Source organism: Collinsella sp. AM23-17, assembly GCF_003470945.1.
Lineage (GTDB): Bacteria > Actinomycetota > Coriobacteriia > Coriobacteriales > Coriobacteriaceae > Collinsella > Collinsella aerofaciens_O.
Map to the genome: position 1 here is coordinate 123,808 of NZ_QRHU01000001.1, position 17,242 is coordinate 141,049.

The 17,242-nt window shown below is 62.6% G+C and carries 15 protein-coding genes and 3 tRNA genes; 1 reads left to right on the forward strand and 17 read right to left on the reverse strand.

Annotated features, from left to right (window positions below; translation table 11 throughout):
• Window positions 1-3 precede the first annotated feature (3 nt).
• From ftsY to DW645_RS00625, 16 genes are all read right to left on the reverse strand, one after another.
• Window positions 4-921: a signal recognition particle-docking protein FtsY gene (gene ftsY, locus DW645_RS00550; protein ID WP_117647329.1), complete on the reverse strand. Its 918-nt coding sequence runs from the start codon at window positions 919-921 to the stop codon at window positions 4-6.
• Window positions 921-4,457 (reverse strand): chromosome segregation protein SMC, encoded by a 3,537-nt coding sequence (gene smc / locus DW645_RS00555; RefSeq protein ID WP_118225801.1) that lies wholly within the window; start codon window positions 4,455-4,457, stop codon window positions 921-923. Before smc ends, ftsY begins: the two co-directional genes overlap by 1 nt.
• A 10-nt stretch (window positions 4,458-4,467) precedes the next feature.
• On the reverse strand, window positions 4,468-5,193 hold the full coding sequence (rnc, locus tag DW645_RS00560) for a ribonuclease III (protein ID WP_118225802.1): 726 nt from the start codon (window positions 5,191-5,193) through the stop codon (window positions 4,468-4,470).
• Between the two features lie 3 nt (window positions 5,194-5,196).
• Window positions 5,197-5,439 (reverse strand): acyl carrier protein, encoded by a 243-nt coding sequence (locus DW645_RS00565; protein WP_055309519.1) that lies wholly within the window; start codon window positions 5,437-5,439, stop codon window positions 5,197-5,199.
• A 124-nt stretch (window positions 5,440-5,563) separates the two neighbouring features.
• The gene (gene plsX, locus DW645_RS00570) at window positions 5,564-6,583 is read right to left on the reverse strand and encodes a phosphate acyltransferase PlsX (RefSeq protein ID WP_118225838.1); all 1,020 of its coding nucleotides are present in this window, start codon (window positions 6,581-6,583) and stop codon (window positions 5,564-5,566) included.
• A gap of 87 nt (window positions 6,584-6,670) precedes the next feature.
• Window positions 6,671-6,850, reverse strand: coding sequence for a 50S ribosomal protein L32 (gene rpmF, locus DW645_RS00575; RefSeq protein WP_022094017.1), 180 nt, complete (start codon window positions 6,848-6,850; stop codon window positions 6,671-6,673).
• A 64-nt stretch (window positions 6,851-6,914) separates the two neighbouring features.
• Entirely contained in the window at window positions 6,915-7,469 is a 555-nt protein-coding gene (locus DW645_RS00580) for a DUF177 domain-containing protein (protein ID WP_118225803.1), read from the reverse strand.
• Window positions 7,469-7,966, reverse strand: coding sequence for an ATPase (locus DW645_RS00585; RefSeq protein WP_040358176.1), 498 nt, complete (start codon window positions 7,964-7,966; stop codon window positions 7,469-7,471). Before DW645_RS00585 ends, DW645_RS00580 begins: the two co-directional genes overlap by 1 nt.
• A 68-nt stretch (window positions 7,967-8,034) precedes the next feature.
• Window positions 8,035-8,532 (reverse strand): pantetheine-phosphate adenylyltransferase, encoded by a 498-nt coding sequence (coaD, locus tag DW645_RS00590; protein WP_118225804.1) that lies wholly within the window; start codon window positions 8,530-8,532, stop codon window positions 8,035-8,037.
• The gene (gene rsmD, locus DW645_RS00595; RefSeq protein WP_118225805.1) at window positions 8,525-9,181 is read right to left on the reverse strand and encodes a 16S rRNA (guanine(966)-N(2))-methyltransferase RsmD; all 657 of its coding nucleotides are present in this window, start codon (window positions 9,179-9,181) and stop codon (window positions 8,525-8,527) included. The genes coaD and rsmD overlap by 8 nt, the downstream gene beginning before the upstream one ends.
• On the reverse strand, window positions 9,178-11,355 hold the full coding sequence (recG, locus tag DW645_RS00600) for an ATP-dependent DNA helicase RecG (protein WP_118225806.1): 2,178 nt from the start codon (window positions 11,353-11,355) through the stop codon (window positions 9,178-9,180). Before recG ends, rsmD begins: the two co-directional genes overlap by 4 nt.
• 10 nt (window positions 11,356-11,365) lie before the next feature.
• On the reverse strand, window positions 11,366-13,027 hold the full coding sequence (locus DW645_RS00605) for a DAK2 domain-containing protein (protein ID WP_118225807.1): 1,662 nt from the start codon (window positions 13,025-13,027) through the stop codon (window positions 11,366-11,368).
• A gap of 27 nt (window positions 13,028-13,054) precedes the next feature.
• The gene (locus tag DW645_RS00610; protein WP_187361832.1) at window positions 13,055-13,444 is read right to left on the reverse strand and encodes an Asp23/Gls24 family envelope stress response protein; all 390 of its coding nucleotides are present in this window, start codon (window positions 13,442-13,444) and stop codon (window positions 13,055-13,057) included.
• Window positions 13,445-13,605: 161 nt separating this feature from the next.
• A tRNA-Asn gene (locus tag DW645_RS00615) sits at window positions 13,606-13,680 on the reverse strand.
• A gap of 34 nt (window positions 13,681-13,714) precedes the next feature.
• Window positions 13,715-13,789: transfer RNA gene (locus DW645_RS00620), tRNA-Asn, on the reverse strand.
• 34 nt (window positions 13,790-13,823) lie between these two features.
• Window positions 13,824-13,898: transfer RNA gene (locus DW645_RS00625), tRNA-Asn, on the reverse strand.
• A 380-nt stretch (window positions 13,899-14,278) separates the two neighbouring features.
• Between DW645_RS00625 and DW645_RS00630 the strand changes: the two genes are divergently transcribed.
• A complete protein-coding gene (locus tag DW645_RS00630; protein WP_118225808.1) occupies window positions 14,279-15,400 on the forward strand; it encodes an IS110 family transposase in 1,122 nt (373 codons plus the stop codon).
• 424 nt (window positions 15,401-15,824) lie between these two features.
• Here the strand turns inward: DW645_RS00630 and rpoD are convergent, their stop codons facing one another.
• Window positions 15,825-17,174 carry an RNA polymerase sigma factor RpoD gene (gene rpoD, locus DW645_RS00635; protein ID WP_055286388.1) on the reverse strand — a complete coding sequence of 450 codons (1,350 nt, stop codon included), beginning with the start codon at window positions 17,172-17,174 and terminating at the stop codon, window positions 15,825-15,827.
• Window positions 17,175-17,242 lie beyond the last annotated feature (68 nt).

Sequence of the window (17,242 nt, forward strand, 5' to 3'; positions counted from 1 at the left end):
TCCTTAGTTGGACTCGCCCACCAGGGCGCGGCAGAAATCTTTGGCGTTAAACTCCTGCAGGTCATCGACCTGCTCGCCCACGCCGATGCGAAGGATCGGGAGCTTGAGCTTCTCGGCCACGGCCATGGCGATACCGCCCTTAGCCGTGCCGTCCAGCTTAGTCATGATAATACCGTCCAGGCCCAGCGCCTCATTAAACTCGAGCGCCTGGTTCAGACCGTTCTGACCAGTGGCGGCATCGATCACAAGCACGACCGAGACCGGCATGGGACCGGCGGCCATATTGGCGGCGCGCTTACGCGTCACGTTGACCACCTTGGCGAGCTCGCGCATGAGCTCGGGGCTCGTATGCAGACGACCGGCGGTGTCGATAAGCACCAGGTCGCTGCCGCGCCTGTCGGCCTCGTCGAGCACGTCGTAACAAACGCTCGCCGGGTCGGAGCCGCGGTCGCGCTTGATGACGGGAACACCGGCGCGCTGGCCCCACACATCGAGCTGCTCGATGGCGGCGGCACGGAAGGTATCGGCCGAACCGATCACGACATTCTTGCCGCGGGAAGCCATGGCGCTCGCAATCTTGCCGACCGTCGTGGTCTTGCCGGCACCGTTGATGCCCACAAACAGCACGCAGCTCGGCGTATCGGAGAACGGATCGCGCTCGATGGGCACAAAGTGCTGCTCAAGCTGCTTGGCCAGAGCGCGACGAAGCTGCGGTGCGGTCTTGAGGTTCTTCTTGGCTGCGGCATCGCGCAGGTCATCGGAGACCTGAATGGCGACCTCGGCACCCATGTCACCCATAACGAGGGTGTCCTCAAGGTCCTCCCAAAAGTCCTCGTCGACCTCGCCGCCAAAGTAGAAGACCTCGTTGAGGGCCTCGCGGCTGCGCTCAAGTCCGCGCGAGAGAGCGTCAAAGAATCCCATTATGCATTCACGACCTTTCCGGTTTCGCGATCGAGTTTTTGCGAGACGACGCGGCTGACGCCGTCGGCTTGCATCGAGACGCCATAGAGAACGTCAGCGTCCTCCATAGTACGGCGCTGATGCGAAATGACCAAGAGCTGTGTATCGGAACGCAGCACATCGAGGGCTCCGATGAGCTTGGACAGGTTGGCGTCATCAAGCGCCGCCTCGACCTCGTCCAGCACATAGAACGGCACCGTGCGCGTGCGGTACACGGCAAAGAGCAGGGCGAGCGCCGTCAGACTCTTCTCGCCACCCGACATGAGCATCATCTTGGTAATGCGCTTGCCGCGCGGCTGCGCCACAACCTCAATGCCCGTCTCGGCAGGATGCTCGGGATCGGTCATCTCAAGATGAGCCTGGCCACCCGGGAACAGCATGGCGAAGATCTCACGGAAGTTCGCATCGACCTTCTCAAACGTCACCAGAAACGCCTTGCGCATCTTGCGATCAATGGCCACTGTGATCTTGGTGAGCGCCTTGCGCGCGCTCTCCAGATCGGCCAGCTGCTCCTCGATGTAATCGGCGCGGCGCTTGAGCTGCTCGTACTCCTCCATGGCAACCTGGTTCACAGGGCCCAGGTTGTTAATCTGGCGCACGAGCTGGTTGAGCTCGCGCTCGGCGGCGTCGCGGTCGGTGGGAGCAGGAAGCATGAGCGCTTCCTCGAGCACCGTAGTGCCATCGGCGGTAATGGCCTTGATGGCCGCCTCCACCTGCACCTCGAGCTTGCCGCGGGAAACCTTGAACTCGTTTTGCGTCGCCGTGGCGGCATCGACCCGCTCCTTGGCGCGGGAGACCTCGGCCTTGGCGTCTTCGATGGTCTTCTTGAGCGAGGCCGAGTCCGCCTCCTCGAGCGAAGCCTGATCACGCAGACGCGCGGCCCAATCCGATGCGCGATCCAGCAGGGCCGAATAGCGCTCGTGCATGGGGTCGACACGCAGGCGCAGCAGCTCGAGCGAGCGCGAAGCCTGGCGTGTTCCGCGGATACGACGGTCGATGCCCTCAAGACGATGCTCAAGGTCGGGCACGCGGCCCTTCAGCGAACGCAGGCGCTCGCTCGTCTGGGCCAGGCGCACCTTGGCATCGGCGAGCTTACCGGCGGCCTCGGAATCGTCACGGCGAACGCGATCGAGCTCATCGTTGGCCTCGGCAATCTGGAGACCCAGGTCGCTTGCCTGTGCACGCGCCTCGTCACGCGAACGGGTGAGTTCGTCAACGCGCGGGCGCGCAGCGCGAACGGCCTCGGCGGCCTGCTCGCGGCGCTTGGAGATGCGCACGTGCTCGACCTCGGCGTTGTTGGCGCTTTGCTCCAGGCGGCCAATCTCGGAGAGCAGCGAGCGGCGCTCGCCCTCAAGACGGGCGATCTCGCCGGCGGCATCGCCCTCGGCGGCACGCGCCTCCTCAACGGCCGCATTGGCCTCGACGACCTGATCCGACACATGCTCAAACACAGCAGCCAGATCGGGTTCCAGGCCCTCCAGCTCGCGGATAAGACGTTTGCGCTCCAAAGCGCCCGAAGCCTCGCCGGCGTCGAGCCCCACACGCACCAGGCCGCCGCAGGCGACGCGGGCGCCATCGGGGGTCACGTAAGTCACGCCGTCAACGACAGGCGCGGCCAGCGCAGCCGCCAAGTCGTCGACAACGTAATAGCCGCCGAGCAGCGCCTCGACAACCGGGCCATAGCCGGCGCGTACGGACAGGCGATCGACCAGGCGGGAACCGGCAGCGCCCTTAGCGGCAGCAGAGGCGCTCACGCCGCGCGCCATCAACAGTGCCTCACCCGAGGCCTTCTTTTGGTCCAGGGCCGCGCGACCGGCACGCTCAAGCGTGGCGGCGTCATCAAACAAAAGAGCATCGATATCGCCGGCAAGCAGCTGCTCGACCAGGCCCTCGAGCTCACGAGGAGCCTCGAGCACGTCACCCAGACGACCCGAGACATCATCGCCCAGCGCGCCCATCAGACGGCTCACCAGCGGCGAGCTGTCAGCCATGCGGGCATCGAGCTTCTTTTGGCTGGCAAGCTCCGAGCGCACCTCGGATAACTTGTTGCGTGCCTCGCTCTCGCGGGCACGCAGGTCCTTCAGGGCCGCGCGTGCCGTCTCGGTGGCTTCACGCGCATCGACCTGAGCCTGGCGCGCTTCCTCAAGAGCACCCTCAAGCTCCTCGGCGCGGTCGCGACGACTCTCGAGCGAAGCCGTGACTTCCTCGAGCTGTTCATCAATCTGCTCCAGGCGCGAGGCGTACATGTTGTCCTCGACCTCGGCGTTGCTCAGCGAGTCCTTCACCTTGGCGAGTTCGAGCGCCGCGTTATCGGCCACACGCTGCACATCGCGTTGCTCACGCGTAAGCTGCGAAATCTGATTGTCGAGCGCCACGCGCCGCTCGTGGAGCTCAGCGGCGGCAGGACCAGCGGCGTCAACGTCCTCCTGGGCCTGCATGTGCGCGCCGGTCACTTCCTCAAGCTGCGCACGTGCATCCTCGAGCTCCTCGACAACGCGACGACGCTGATGCTCGGAGCTCGAGATCTGCCCGCGCATGTCGGACAGGCGCGACACCATATTGTGGCCCTTTTCCTCGAGCAGGCGCATATCGGAGTTAATGCGGCCGACCACGTCTTGCATATGGCGGCGCTGCTCGCCCAGGTCGCCCACAAACAGGCCCTTTTCCTCGAGCATAACCTGGAGCTTCTCGAGCTCGCGCTCCTTTTCGCCCATGCGGTACCGCGCAAGCTCCAGCTCGGCGGCGCCTTCCTTGGAGCGGCTCTCCAGGTCGTTCCACTGCGACTGCAGCGAACGCAGCTCGTCGACGGCTAGCATCTGCGTAAGCTCGTTCGCGCGCGAGGACAGCTCTTTGTACTTGCGCGCACGATCGACCTGACGCTCCAGCGGTCGCAGCTGACGGGCAATTTCCTTATTGATGTCGCGGGCACGCGTCAGGTGCTCGTCCATCGACTTAATCTTTTTGAGCGCACGCTCCTTGCGGCGCTTGTGCTTGGAGATGCCGGCGGCCTCCTCGATGAGGGCGCGGCGCTCCTCGGGGCGGCTCTGCAAAATGGCATCGAGCTTGCCCTGGCTGATGATGGAATGCGTATCCTTGCCCAGGCCCGAATCGTGCAGGATGTCCTGAATGTCCATCAGGCGGCACGGACTCGAGTTGATGAGGTACTCGCTTTCGCCCGAGCGATACATGCGACGGGTGATGGCGACCTCGTCAAAATCGACGGGCAGCATATGGTCCGAGTTATCGAGCACCAGCGTGACCTCGGCGACACCCACCGGCTTGCGCGCTGACGAGCCCGAGAAGATGACATCCTCCATGGCCTGGCCGCGCAGCTGCTTGGCGCTCTGCTCGCCCAGGACCCACAGAATCGAGTCAGAGATGTTCGATTTTCCCGAGCCGTTGGGACCGACGATGACGGTCAGGCCCGGCTCAAACGTCATATGGGCGCGGTCGGCAAACGACTTGAACCCTTTGAGCGTGAGGGACTTGAGATACACGGTTCCTCGCTTAAACAGGCTTCTTGTTGAGAATCACGCCGTTGGTGGTGTAGCCCATGCGGTCAAGTGCCTCAAGTGCAGCGGCTCCCTCGGCTTCCTTCTTTGAGGAGCCGGAGCCGCGACCCTGGCGAATACCATCGACCAACACCACGGCGGTAAAGGTGGGCGCATGCGCCGGGCCCTCGGAGCCAACGAGCTTATACGCCGGGGGTTCGTGACCGTCGGCTTGCACGCACTCCTGCAAGAACGATTTGGGGTTCGCGGGGTGCTCGGCACGCTCGGAGGCCAGGTGCGGTTTGAGCGTACGATGGATAAAGTCCGCCGCAACATCCCAGCCGGCATCCAGGTACAGCGCACCCACGAGCGACTCGTAGACGTTCTCGAGCGCCGAGTGCAGGCCGCGCGCGCCGGTACCGGTCTCGGAGGCACCAAAGATGATGATGTCGTCGATGCCCAGCTCATGCGACACCTCGGATAGCGTAGCGCCCGAGACAAGCGACACCTTCAGGCGCGTGAGCTTGCCCTCGTCAAACTCGGGATAGGACTCAAAGAGCGAACGGGCGACGACGGCGCCCAAAATGGAATCGCCCAAGAACTCAAGGCGCTCATAGCTGGCAGAAACCGGCTGGCCCTCGACTGCCGAGGGATGCGTAAGCGCCGCGCGCAGAAGCACCTTATTATTGAACTCGTGGCCCAGAATTTCCTGGGCACGCGTAAGTCGTTCAGACAAAGCCAAGACCTAGGCCTCCCTGGCGTTTTCAATCGCGTCGACGGCGTCGGCGACAGAGTTGAGCGAGAGCAGAGTCTCGTCATCGATCTCGAGGTTGAACTCGTCCTCGATAGCCGTAACCAGCTGCAGGCGCTCGAGCGAGTTGGCATCGAGATCGTCAAAGGTGGTCTCATCGCTAATTTCGGCAACATCGACGCCCAGAACGTCAGCAGCGACCTCGGCGATCTTGTCGAAGATTTCGGAGCGGTCCATAGCGCTTCCTCTCATAGTGCATGAATACCAAAAGAATGGTACCGCCCGGGCGGTACCAAGACACGGTTCTGATTCTACCCCACGAAGCAGGCCGCGAGGCACATAACAGCGCTCTAACTCGCTCTTACAAAACGATGCCGTCCATGGAGTTGGCGACATTCTCGACCAGCCCGGCGCGCACGGCTTCGGCCGCCGCAAGCGTACCGTTTTTAACAGCTTCGACCGAGGTGGCGCCATGGCCGATCAGAACCACGCCGCGCAGGCCCAAAAGAATCGCGCCGCCCTTGGCGTCGCCAGAGAGCTTGGCCTTTATCTCACGCATCTGCTTTTTAATGAGCAGCGCGGCGATCTTGGTGCCAAGCGAAGACATAAAGACGCCCTTGAGCTCCTGCAACAAAAACTTGGCAGCGCCCTCGGTGGCCTTGAGCGCAATGTTGCCCGACATGCCGTCGGCGACCACGACGTCAAAATTGCCCGACGTAAGATCGGTGCCTTCGCAGTTACCCACAAAGCCGGGAACCGCGGCTTTCATGGCCGGGAAGCAGGCCTTGGTAAAGTTGGAGCCCTTCTCGTCCTCGGTGCCATTGGCAAGCAAGCCCACGCGAGGATGCTCGATGCCCAGGACAACGCGGGCATAGGCGCTACCCATCTGGGCAAAACGCACCATGTCGTCGACCTCGACATCGGGGTTGGCGCCCATATCGCACAGCACCGTCAGACCGCCGGCGCGATTGGGCAGCGCATTGGTCAGACAGGGGCGCACCGGCTGCTTCTTGCCTTCGGCTTGATACCTAAACGGTGTGACGTAGGCGGTCGCGGCAGCGGTCATGGCGCCGGTGGAGCCGGCGGAGAAAAACGCGTCCGCGTTGCCCTTTTTGATGGCGCGGCAGGCAAGCACGATCGAGGACTTGCGCTTGGTCATCACGGCGCGAATGGGATCGTCATCCATGGCGATAATGTCAGGGGCTTCCAGAGCCTCCACACGCGCATGGGCCGCGGCAAAGGGATTGACGATTTCGGCGGGACCGACTGCCAGGACCTCGATATCGGGATCGGCGGCAAGCGCAGCCTCGATACCATCGAGAACAACCTGAGGTTTCTCGTCTCCGCCCACAACGTCTACACAAACGCGAACGTTACTCATATACATACTCCTTATACAAAAATGGCCGACTCATTGAGCCGGCCATTGTGGTTCCATTTGGAACGGCATCGCATCCAGAGTATACCGTTACTCGGTAACGATAACCTCGCGGTCCTTGTAGAAACCGCAGCTGGGGCACACGTGGTGCGGAAGCTTGACAGCGCCGCAACGGGGGCACGTGGACTGAGCCGCAGCCGAGATCTTCATGTTGGCGGAACGACGGGTGTGAGTGCGGATACGACCCTGCTTTTGTTTAGGTACGGGCATAGTGACCTTCCTTATGAACTATCCAGTGTGGCGATTACGCGCAAGTAGCGATACTACCACAGTTTTACTCATCAAGCTTGAGATTCTTCAATGCTGCAAATGGATTTTCCGTGGCAGCGGCCCATTCTGCCTCTGCCTGGGCGGCGCAATCGCATTGCTCGACGTTGAGATTGCAGCCGCAAGTGGGGCACAGACCGCGGCAATCGGGCTTGCAGAGCACCACAAACGGGGTGTCCATAACGACCGCGTCATTGATGGGCTCACCCAGATCGACGATACGGTCCTCACCCAGGAGCTCGTAGCCGTCCTCGTAGGCCTCGGGATCCTCGGGTTCCTCAAAGAGGTAGAACTCCTCGATCTCGCCGGCGATATCAAACGAGGCGGGCTCCAGGCAACGGTCGCACTCGCCGGTGGCGTGCGCGCGGACCATGCCCGTGAGCAAGACACCGGTACCGGCATTGGTAAAGACAACGTCGTAGTCGATGCCGTCCTGAAGCTGGTACTCCTTCTCGCCCACCGTGTAGGTGGAGACATCGACCTTACCGGTCAGCGGATACGAATCTCCGGGAAACTCGAGCTGCTCGGAAAGATCGACGGTAACGCTCGGGAACTCAGCCATTACCACTGACCGTTCTGTTGGGCGGCACCCTCGTTGAGCTGCTGACGGCAACGGGTAACGGTGCCGGTCAGGCTCTTGAGGTTCTCCTCCAGGTGCGTAAAGACCTGCTCTGCGTAGTCCTCGGCAGCATAACGCGTCTCGCGCTCGTACTGCTGGGCACGATCGCGGATGTCGTCGGCCTGCTGCTGCGCAAGGCGGACGATCTCCTGCTCACCGGCAATGGTGAGGGCCTGCTGCTGAGCGTCGGCGATGATGGAATCGGCCTGGGCGGCGGCGGAAGCCATAAGCTCCTCGCGCTCCTTAAGGATACGGCGGGACTTCTGCCACTCCTCGGGATAGCTCATGCGGATCTCGTCGAGGATGTTGAAGAACACGTCGGCGTCGATGACCTTGAACTGAGCGTTCTTGCCGAAAGGCGGCTTGGCTTCCTCGATCAGCCCTTCGAGCTCATCGACCAAGCTGACGATCCTATCGCCAGGAAAATTCTCGCCCGGCATCCGGTCTCCTTTCATAGGTAACATATCATCGTGCTAGTTTACCACATGCCACCAGGCAATAAGAAACGTCACGAAAAGCGATGTTTGAGCGCTTCGACCACGTTGGACGGGACAAACGTCGATACATCGCTGCCGAGCGAGGCGATCTGGCGAACGACCGAGCTCGAGATATAGCCGTACTGCGGCGCACTCATGACAAAAATGGATTCCAGCTCGTTATCCAAGCGATAGTTGAGGTCGGCCTGCTGCAGCTCGTACTCAAAGTCGGTCATGGCGCGCAGGCCCTTGACCACGGCCCCCGCCCCCTGCTCACGAGCGAAGTCGACCAAGAGGCCGGTAAAGGGCAGGACCTCAACGCCGTCGATATCACCGAGCGCCTCGCGGGCCAGCGCCACGCGCTCATCGAGCGTAAACGTGGTGCCCACACCGTTTTTACCCTGCGACTCGGCAACAGCGACGATCACGCTGGGAAAGATGCGGCGGGCGCGGCGGATGACGTCGATATGGCCAAACGTGATGGGATCGAAGGTGCCCGGGACGATCACGCGGTTGATGGTGTCACTCATGGGCGTCCTCCTGAAACGTCGTGGCATCGTTGTTCTCGGCATCTGCGCCGGCACTATCGCCCTCACCGTCGTCATCGCCGACCCAACGAAGCAGGTCGACCGAGGTAATGCCGTAGCGCTTCTCACGTACAGTCTCAAAGCCTGCCGGATGCGCGCCCGCATCGGCGGCGGCATGCTCAAACAGGGCGTAAGCGCCAGACGCAAGCAGACCCTGCTGAGCCAGGTTCTGCAGCAGTTCCTCGACCGGCTCGGCGCCAAAAGCATAGGGCGGGTCGAGCAGGACCAGATCAAAGGGGCCGCCCGGCACACGACCGCGCGAGGCACTCGCCAGCATGTCGCCCGTGACCACGCGCCAACGCGCACGGTCACGGCAGAGCGACTCGATATTCTTTGTAATGAGCCGCGCGGCGTTGCGATCGATCTCAAACGTCGTGAGCGAGCGGACCCCACGAGAGAGCATCTCTAACCCTAAGGCACCAGAGCCGCCAAAGGCGTCCAGCACACGGACCTCGTCCAAATCGAAGTCGAATGCCGACATGACCATAGATGCGCACGCCTCGCGCACGCGATCAGTCGTGGGGCGGGTGACATCGCGACCACGGGGCTCCTCGATCTTACGACCGCGCCATTCGCCGCCGATGATTCTCATCCTCCGCTGACCTCCTTAAAAATGTGTCGATATCGCATGGCGACCGCATCGCGCAGGGGGCGCGTCGCCACGGAGTCAAGGTTGCAAGCATACCGCAAGAGCTCGACCGCGTCCAAATGGGCCCATTCGATAAGGTCCTCATCGGCGTCCAGGTCCACAAAGCGCAAGGTCACGCCGCCGTGCTGACGGTAGCCCAGGATTTCGCCCTCGTGACGCAGACGCAGGTCCATCTGGGCGAGCGTAAAGCCATCCGAGGTTTTTTCGAGCGATTGCAGACGATCTTGCGCCGCCGACGCGCCGCCGTTGCCCTTGGAGTGCGTCATGACCAAGCAGGTGCCCGACACGCTGCCGCGGCCCACGCGACCGCGCAGCTGGTGCAGGGCCGCCAAGCCAAAGCGCTCGCCGTTCTCGATGACCATGACGGTGGCGTTAGGCACGTCGACGCCCACCTCGACCACCGTAGTCGAGACGAGCACGTCAATCTCGCCACGCTTAAAGGCATCAATAACCTGGTCCTTCTCCCCCGCTGGCATACGGCCGTGAAGGCGCTCGATGGCAAGACCCGGCAACGCCAGACGCAGGCGATCGAGCTCGGTCGCCGTATCGTGCAGCGGCACGGGGACGGTTACGCGGCCCTCATCGTCGCGGGCAATACCGGGCACGTCTTCCAGCTCATCGGCCGAGTCACTCGGCTCCACGAGCGGGCAAATCACGTAGGCCTGCTGACCCTTTTCATGCGCCTCGCGGATGGCTCCATAGGCAAGGTCACGGCTCGACTCGGTGAGTACGCGTGTCGTCACGCCAGCGCCAGGGACGGGCCGATGGCGGATGATGCTCGTGTCCAGATCGCCGTAGACCGAAAGCGCCAGCGTACGCGGGATGGGCGTTGCCGTCATAACGAGCAGATCGGCACCGGGGCCCTTCGCGCGCAGGGCGTTGCGTTGGCCGACGCCAAACCGGTGCTGTTCATCGATGACCACGAGCGACAGATGCTTGAACGTAACGTCATCCGAAAGGACCGCGTGGGTTCCAAAGAGGACGTCGAGCTCGCCCGATTCCAGCTGAGCATGGATCTGCTCGCGCTCAGAGGCCGGCGTGGCACCCGTCAGAAGCGCCCAGGACATGCCGGCCTGCGAGAGTAGAGGGCCGGTCTTATCGGCATATTGGCGCGCCAGCACGCCCGTGGGCGCCATAACGCAGGCCTGGGTGCCGCTATCGGCAGCCACAGCCAGCGCGCAGGCGGCAACGGCGGTCTTGCCGGTACCGACATCGCCCAGCAGCAGCCGGTTCATCACGCGCCCGCCATCGCACATATCATGCAGGATGTCTTGGAACGCGGCCTCCTGCTCGTCGCTCAGCGAAAACGGCAGGGCTTCCCTGAGCACGGCCAGGTGCTCGCCCGCGGTGTGGGCATAGGGCGCCACATCGACCAGGCCGCCGTCGTTGCGCAGACGCAGCGCCAGCTGCAGGTAGAGGCACTCCTCGTAGGCAAGCCGTGCGCGTGCGATATCGCGCTCAGCCATACTCGATGGAAAGTGGATTGAGCGCAGCGCGCGGGCATTGCTCATCAGGCGACGCTTAACGCGCAGCGGTGCCGGAATGGGATCAAAGGGATTGCCGACGACCTCGAGCGCGCCGCTTACGATGCGGCGCATCCACGCCTGGCTCACGCCATCACTCACGTAATGGACCGGCAGGATAGTACCCGCGGCACGCCCTTCCTCTAGCTTTTCAAAGTGCGGCGAGGCCATCTGCTTAAAACCGTAGGCAAACTCAACCTTGCCCATCACGGCCAGGCGGTCGCCCTGCTTAAGCTGCTGGGCAATCCAGGGCTGGCGGAAAAAGGCGACCTGCAGCACGCCCGTCTCGTCCACCAGCGAGACCTCGGTCACCTGCATACGCGGGCGAGGCTGCTTTTGGACGATACGGTCAACCGTGGCGACGATCGTGCACACGGTACCGATGGGCGCCATCTCGATGGACCAGGAGCGCGTAAAGTCAAGGTATCGATGAGGGATATGGAGAAGGAGGTCCCCCACCGTCCGAATTCCCAGACGGCGAAGGGCCTCCTCACGTTTACCCGAAACATATTTGAGTCGCGCGATATCCTCGTCGAGCGCATTGCTCTGGGCAAAGCGCTCCGAGACGCGCGGCACGGAGCACAGCTCGGACATGGGCAGTTGCCTACTCGATCGAGAAGATCACGGGATAGAGCGGCTGCTCGCCACGATGGGCGTCGACCTCCAAATCGGGCTGAGCCTCCTCAATGGCGTCGACAATCTCCTGGAAGGCCTCATCGGACAGCTCCTCGCCAGCCAGAATCGTCAGTGCGTCGCCCTCCTCTTCCTCCTGCATGCGGTTGATGCAGTCGAGCGTGACCTGCTTCACATCGGAGCCGACCACGTCGATGGAACCGGCAATGATACCCATGACGTCACCGGAGTGAATCGGCGAGCCGTCGGAGGCGCTGGAGTCGCGCACGGCGCGGGTGACCTCGCCATCGCGGACCTCGCTGATGGCGTCGACCATAGCGGCGACGGCATCCTCGAGCTCGGAATCGGGCAGGACCGCGAACAGCGCGGAGAAGGCCTGCGGAACGGTCTTGGTGGGAACGACGGCGACCTTCTTGTCGGTGCAGGCTGAGGCAGCGGCCTCAGCGGCCATGCGGATGTTGCCGTTGTTGGGCAGGATGATGACCGAGGTCGCGTTGACCTGGTCAACAGCGCCCAGCAGGTCTGCAGTCGAGGGGTTCATGGTCTGACCACCCGACACGATCACGTCGACGCCGAGGGACTTGAGGATATCGGCCTCGCCCGAACCGGCGGCAACGGCGACAAAGCCCAGGGCCTTCGCGGGCTCGGCGGCCTTCTCCTGATCCTCGTGGATCTTGGCGGTACGGTCGTGGGCCTCCATCTCCATGTTGTGGATAAAGACCTCGTAGATCTGACCAAGCTGAAGCATGTGCTCGAGCACCAGGTTGGGGGTGTTGGAGTGCACGTGGATCTTGTAATCGGGGTAGGCGCCCACGAGTAGCTCACAGTCGCCCATGGAACCCAGGAACTTAAGGCACTCATCCTCGTCAAACGGGGCGTCGGCCTTAAAGAGGAACTCGTTGCAGTAGCGGAACTCCGAGCCCTCCCAATCGTCGTTGGCCTCGATCTCAACGCGGCCAAGAGCGGCATCGCGTGCAGAGCCAGCGGAATCGAACGTAGCGGAGAAATCCTCGACAACGGTGCTGCGACCAAGTGCTGCAGCCACAAAGTTCTCCAGGAAGATGGCAAAGCCGAAGGCGCCGGAGTCGACCACGCCGTTCTCTTTGAGGACGGGCAGCAGGTCGGGCGTGCGTGCGACGGACTGGTAGGCCTCGACGACGATAGCGTCGAGCGCATCCTCGGCCGAGAACTTCTTCTTTTCGCACTCGTCGGCCTTGGTCGAGACATCGCGCAGCACCGTGAGGATCGTGCCCTCGATGGGCTTGCGGACGGCCTGGAAGGCCACCTTGACGGCACGACGGAAGGCGAAGGCGATGTTGGCGGACGTAATGGGCTCGTCGGCGGAGACAAGGCCCTCGGCCACGCCGCGCAGGATCTGCGAGGTAATGACGCCGGAGTTACCGCGGGCGCCCATCAGGGAGCCGTGGGTGATGGCGCCGGCAATGGCCTCCATGTCGGCATCGGCGGGAAGGGCGGAGAGCTCCTTGGTCACCGAGGCGAGCGTGAGCGACATGTTGGTGCCGGTGTCGCCGTCGGGCACGGGGAAGACGTTGAGCTTGTTGATCTCCTCGGCCTTGTCGGAAACGGCAGCCGCAGCGATCGGAAAACAGGTGCGAATGGTCTTTGCAATCATGGGTATTTGAATCTCCGTTTTCGGATGCTAGTTCAGACGGCTCTTGAGCGCGTCGATATGGATGCCGATCTTAAGGCTGGCGGGATCGATCTGGGCGATCTCCTGCAGGGTGAAGGCAACGGAGCTCGAAAGATTGTGGCAGACGGACTTCATGTTGACGCCGTTCTCGAGCACGACGTGAAGATCGACCGTAAGGCCGTTCTCGTCGGCGGAGACAAGCACGCCCTTGCGGAGGCGCTGGCCGGCAAGCAGGCGCACGCTCTCGGCGCCTTGGAGCTGCTCAGCCATTCCGACAACGCCGTAGCACGTCATCGCGGCATAACCGGCAATATCGGCAATAACGTCGTTCGAGACGCTCAGGCTGCCGTTAATGGTCTCAGACACAAGAATCTCCTTATCTGGTGCTCGCGGCACCATGTCGTGGGAGCAATCATTGCAATATTCTACAACGACCGCGCCATGTTGAGGTGGTGGGTCGCGGGATTACATCCTCGACACGAAATGTTGATATGGCAACGTTCGAGTCAAGTGGTCGCGGCATGAAAAAACCCGCCGCATAAGCGACGGGTTCTACAACCTGGCTCCCCGGGTAGGACTCGAACCTACAACAGCGCGGTTAACAGCCGCGTGCTCTACCATTGAGCTACCGAGGAATTAAAAAGCCCAGCGGAATGGGCTGAGAAATTCTGGCTCCCCGGGTAGGACTCGAACCTACAACAGCGCGGTTAACAGCCGCGTGCTCTACCATTGAGCTACCGAGGAATTAAAAAGCCCAGCGGAATGGGCTGAGAAATTCTGGCTCCCCGGGTAGGACTCGAACCTACAACAGCGCGGTTAACAGCCGCGTGCTCTACCATTGAGCTACCGAGGAATAGGTGCGTGCTCTCAAGCAACGAAGTTTATTATACGGACGAATCGGCACAGGGCAAGAACTTTTTTGAGAAATTTTCTCGCCTTGATCCCTTGGGGACGGCCTAACTGCCGGCACCGGCAACGGAAACGCCGATGTTTTGACAATGCCAGCGAGCGGGCACCATACTCATTTAAGTCTGTCCCCAATAACCACCCCCAAACTGTCGCACAACTGACAGCCATAGCAACGCCGCAGATAGAGGACGGACAGACACTATGACCCAATCCGAGGGCACTAAAAAGATAGGAGCCCCCGCTCGTGACCGCGGGTCGGGGCTGCGACAATGATGTTGAAGTGCCATAGGCGCAGCCGCGCCGCAACGAGGTTGGGAGGCTCCCATGCCAAAGTATTCTACCGCGTTCGGGATGGACGTCCACCTGAGGTCGACCACCGTCTGCGCCCTCGACGCGGACACCGGCGAGGCCGTGACGAGGAGGTTCCCCGGCAACCCCTGGGGCGAGATCGCCGGGTGGATGGGTGGGTTCCCCGGGCCGTCGCTCGCGGCCTACGAGAGCGGCTACCCCGGCTTCGCCCCGCAGAGGGAGCTCGCCGGGCTCGGCGTCGAGTGTGTCGTCGCCGCGGTCTCGAAGATCCCCAGGTCGGCCGCCGACTCGGCCTCCAAGAACGACAGGAACGACGCCGCCAGGATGGCCAAGGCGATACTCGCCCACGACATCTCCCCCGTATGGGTCCCCTCCCCCGAGGTCGAGGGCATCAGGGACCTCGCCGGCGCCTACGACGGGGCGACCGCGCGCCTGGCGACCGCCAAGCAGCGGCTGCTCGCCTTCCTCGCAAAGCGAGGGTTCGCCTACGGCGGCACCACGCCCGCCGGCAACCCGAGGAAGTACTGGACCTACGACTTCCTGAGGTGGCTCGACAAGGTCAGGCCGGAGGACGATGGCGGGGTTCGGACGCTCGCCGCTCTGAGGAGCGAGGTCGAGGCCGCGGCGGAGGCCCGGGCGGATCTGCTCTCCGAGTACAGGGCGGCCGTGGATGCCAGCCCGATCGCCGCGGAGGTGGCCGCCCTCCAGTCGATCAAGGGCTGCGCCTTCGCGCTGGCCGCAGCCTTCTCGGCCGAGGTCGGCGACTTCACGAGGTTCCGTTCCGGAAGGCAGGTCACGGCCTATTTCGGCCTCGCGCCGAGTCAGAGGTCGAGCGGCGACTCCGTGCGGCTCGGAGGCATCAGCGGTGCGGGCAACGCGCTCGTGAGGAAGCTGGCCGTTGAGGGTTCATGGTGCTACGCCGCGGCGCGGCACCAGCCGAAGCTCATGCCGAGGGACACGGGCGTGCCCCTCGAGATAAGGATGCACGGGAGGAAGGGGTCCGAGCGGCTCCTGCGGCGGCGCGAGGAGATGCTCGCCCGCGGCATGCCCCAGGCGAAGGCTAACGCGGCCACCGCGGCCGAGCTCGTGAGGTGGCTCTGGGCCCTCGGCATGATGTGCCGGGAGGGCGCGGAATAGACATAGCCCCCGCCCCGGCGAGCCGGGCGGCCTTCGGGGATACCCCCTATTTCGCTGTGCGCGCGGAGCCCTCCGCATGCGCCTCGACAGACTTGGGGAACCCCGCCGAAGGAATGGAGTGCGGGCCGACAGAACGGTATCCGCGGATATGAGACTGAGCCGAAGGCGTCGATGACATGCCGGGGGCGGACCGGGACGGGTTAACGGCAGGCCCCGCCGACCGATTGCAAGCGGTCGGCGGGGCCATTGTGGCTCTTGACAGCGGATTGGGTCATATGAGCGAAAACCCGCCAGAGCGAGCAAGGTGCCTTGAAACAAGGCGGCATTGACCTTTTGGTCATGCCGCCGAAGTTGAAAGGCAGATTGCCGCTCTGGCGGGTTTGCAGCGTCGGCCAGTTACGGCGTTCGGTAGAACGCCATAACCCTAAGACTCGATGTAGTCTTTGAGCTTGCTGCTGCGGCTGGGGTGGCGGAGCTTGGCCAAAGTCTTGGACTCGATCTGGCGGATACGCTCGCGCGTGACGCCAAACTCGCGACCGACCTCCTCGAGCGTGCGGGGATGCCCGTCGACAAGGCCAAAGCGCAGCTCGATAACCTTGCGCTCACGATCGGCAAGCGAGTCGAGCACCTGGGTGAGCTGCTCCTGCAGCATGGAGAAGCTGGCAGCATCGGGCGGAACGATAGCCTGGGAGTCCTCGATGAAGTCGCCCAGCTGGGAATCCTCTTCCTCGCCGATGGGGGTCTCGAGCGACACGGGCTCCTGCGAGATCTTCTGGATCTCGCGGACGCGGTCGGCGCTCATGTCCATCTCGGCACCGATCTCCTCGGGGGTCGGGTCGCGACCCAGATCCTGAAGGAGCTGGCGCTGCACGCGGACGAGCTTGTTGATAGTCTCGACCATATGCACGGGAATACGGATGGTACGGGCCTGGTCGGCGATAGCGCGCGTAATGGCCTGACGGATCCACCACGTGGCGTACGTGGAGAACTTGAAGCCCTTCTGGTAGTCGAACTTCTCGACGGCGCGAATCAGACCGAGGTTGCCCTCCTGGATCAGGTCAAGGAACAGCATGCCGCGGCCGACATAGCGCTTGGCGATGGAGACGACCAGACGCAGGTTTGCGCTGATGAGCGCCTGCTTGGCTTCGAGGCCAACGTTCTCAATGCGCGTAAGACGACGCATCTCGGCACGCGTGAGCTCGAGCTCACCGGCATCGGCAGCCTCGAGCTTCTCGGTGGCCTCAAGACCGGCCTCGATCTTCATGGCCAGATCGACCTCTTCGGAGGCGGTCAGCAGGTCGACCTTGCCGATCTCCTTGAGGTACATACGAACCGGATCGCCGGTCAGCATCACCGTGGAGGCATCGATGCCACGCACGCGGGAGCGTGAACGGGACGTGCGCACGGTGCGCTTCTTCTTGCTCTTGGAAGAACCCATCTCGGCATCGGCCTGACGGGCCATCTTGAGCTCGTGATCGTCGAGCGAGCCGGAATCGTGCTCGTCGTCGTCATCGAAATCGTCGGTATCGGTATCGTTATCGTCATCGTCGACGTCCATGGGGGCGTCGTCGTTACCGCTCGCGGAGATAATCTGGATGCCGCTGTTGCGCAGCGCAGAATACACCGCGGTGAGCTGCTCGTCAGAAACATCGATATCCTTCAGGGCGACCTGAATCTCGTCCTCGGTTACCGAAGTCCTGTTTGAGCCGTTGCCCATGAGCTTTGCAACGTAGGATTCCAGCCCAGTACCCGTGCTCTCAGTCTTTTTTGGCACAGATTCTCCCTTCATAGTCCACAGGACTCAATACTTTAGCACACACATCGACGTCTATACCCAAAAAG

Excerpts from the sequence above, each read along its gene's own strand:
- ftsY (WP_117647329.1), bottom strand. The coding sequence starts at position 921 with ATGGGATTCTTTGACGCTCTCTCGCGCGGACTTGAGCGCAGCCGCGAG.
- DW645_RS00565 (WP_055309519.1), bottom strand. The coding sequence starts at position 5,439 with ATGGACCGCTCCGAAATCTTCGACAAGATCGCCGAGGTCGCTGCTGAC.
- plsX (WP_118225838.1), bottom strand. The coding sequence starts at position 6,583 with ATGAGTAACGTTCGCGTTTGTGTAGACGTTGTGGGCGGAGACGAGAAA.
- rpmF (WP_022094017.1), bottom strand. The coding sequence starts at position 6,850 with ATGCCCGTACCTAAACAAAAGCAGGGTCGTATCCGCACTCACACCCGT.
- DW645_RS00580 (WP_118225803.1), bottom strand. The coding sequence starts at position 7,469 with ATGGCTGAGTTCCCGAGCGTTACCGTCGATCTTTCCGAGCAGCTCGAG.
- DW645_RS00585 (WP_040358176.1), bottom strand. The coding sequence starts at position 7,966 with ATGCCGGGCGAGAATTTTCCTGGCGATAGGATCGTCAGCTTGGTCGAT.
- coaD (WP_118225804.1), bottom strand. The coding sequence starts at position 8,532 with ATGAGTGACACCATCAACCGCGTGATCGTCCCGGGCACCTTCGATCCC.
- rsmD (WP_118225805.1), bottom strand. The coding sequence starts at position 9,181 with ATGAGAATCATCGGCGGCGAATGGCGCGGTCGTAAGATCGAGGAGCCC.
- recG (WP_118225806.1), bottom strand. The coding sequence starts at position 11,355 with ATGTCCGAGCTGTGCTCCGTGCCGCGCGTCTCGGAGCGCTTTGCCCAG.
- DW645_RS00605 (WP_118225807.1), bottom strand. The coding sequence starts at position 13,027 with ATGATTGCAAAGACCATTCGCACCTGTTTTCCGATCGCTGCGGCTGCC.
- DW645_RS00610 (WP_187361832.1), bottom strand. The coding sequence starts at position 13,444 with ATGGTGCCGCGAGCACCAGATAAGGAGATTCTTGTGTCTGAGACCATT.
- DW645_RS00630 (WP_118225808.1), top strand. The coding sequence starts at position 14,279 with ATGCCAAAGTATTCTACCGCGTTCGGGATGGACGTCCACCTGAGGTCG.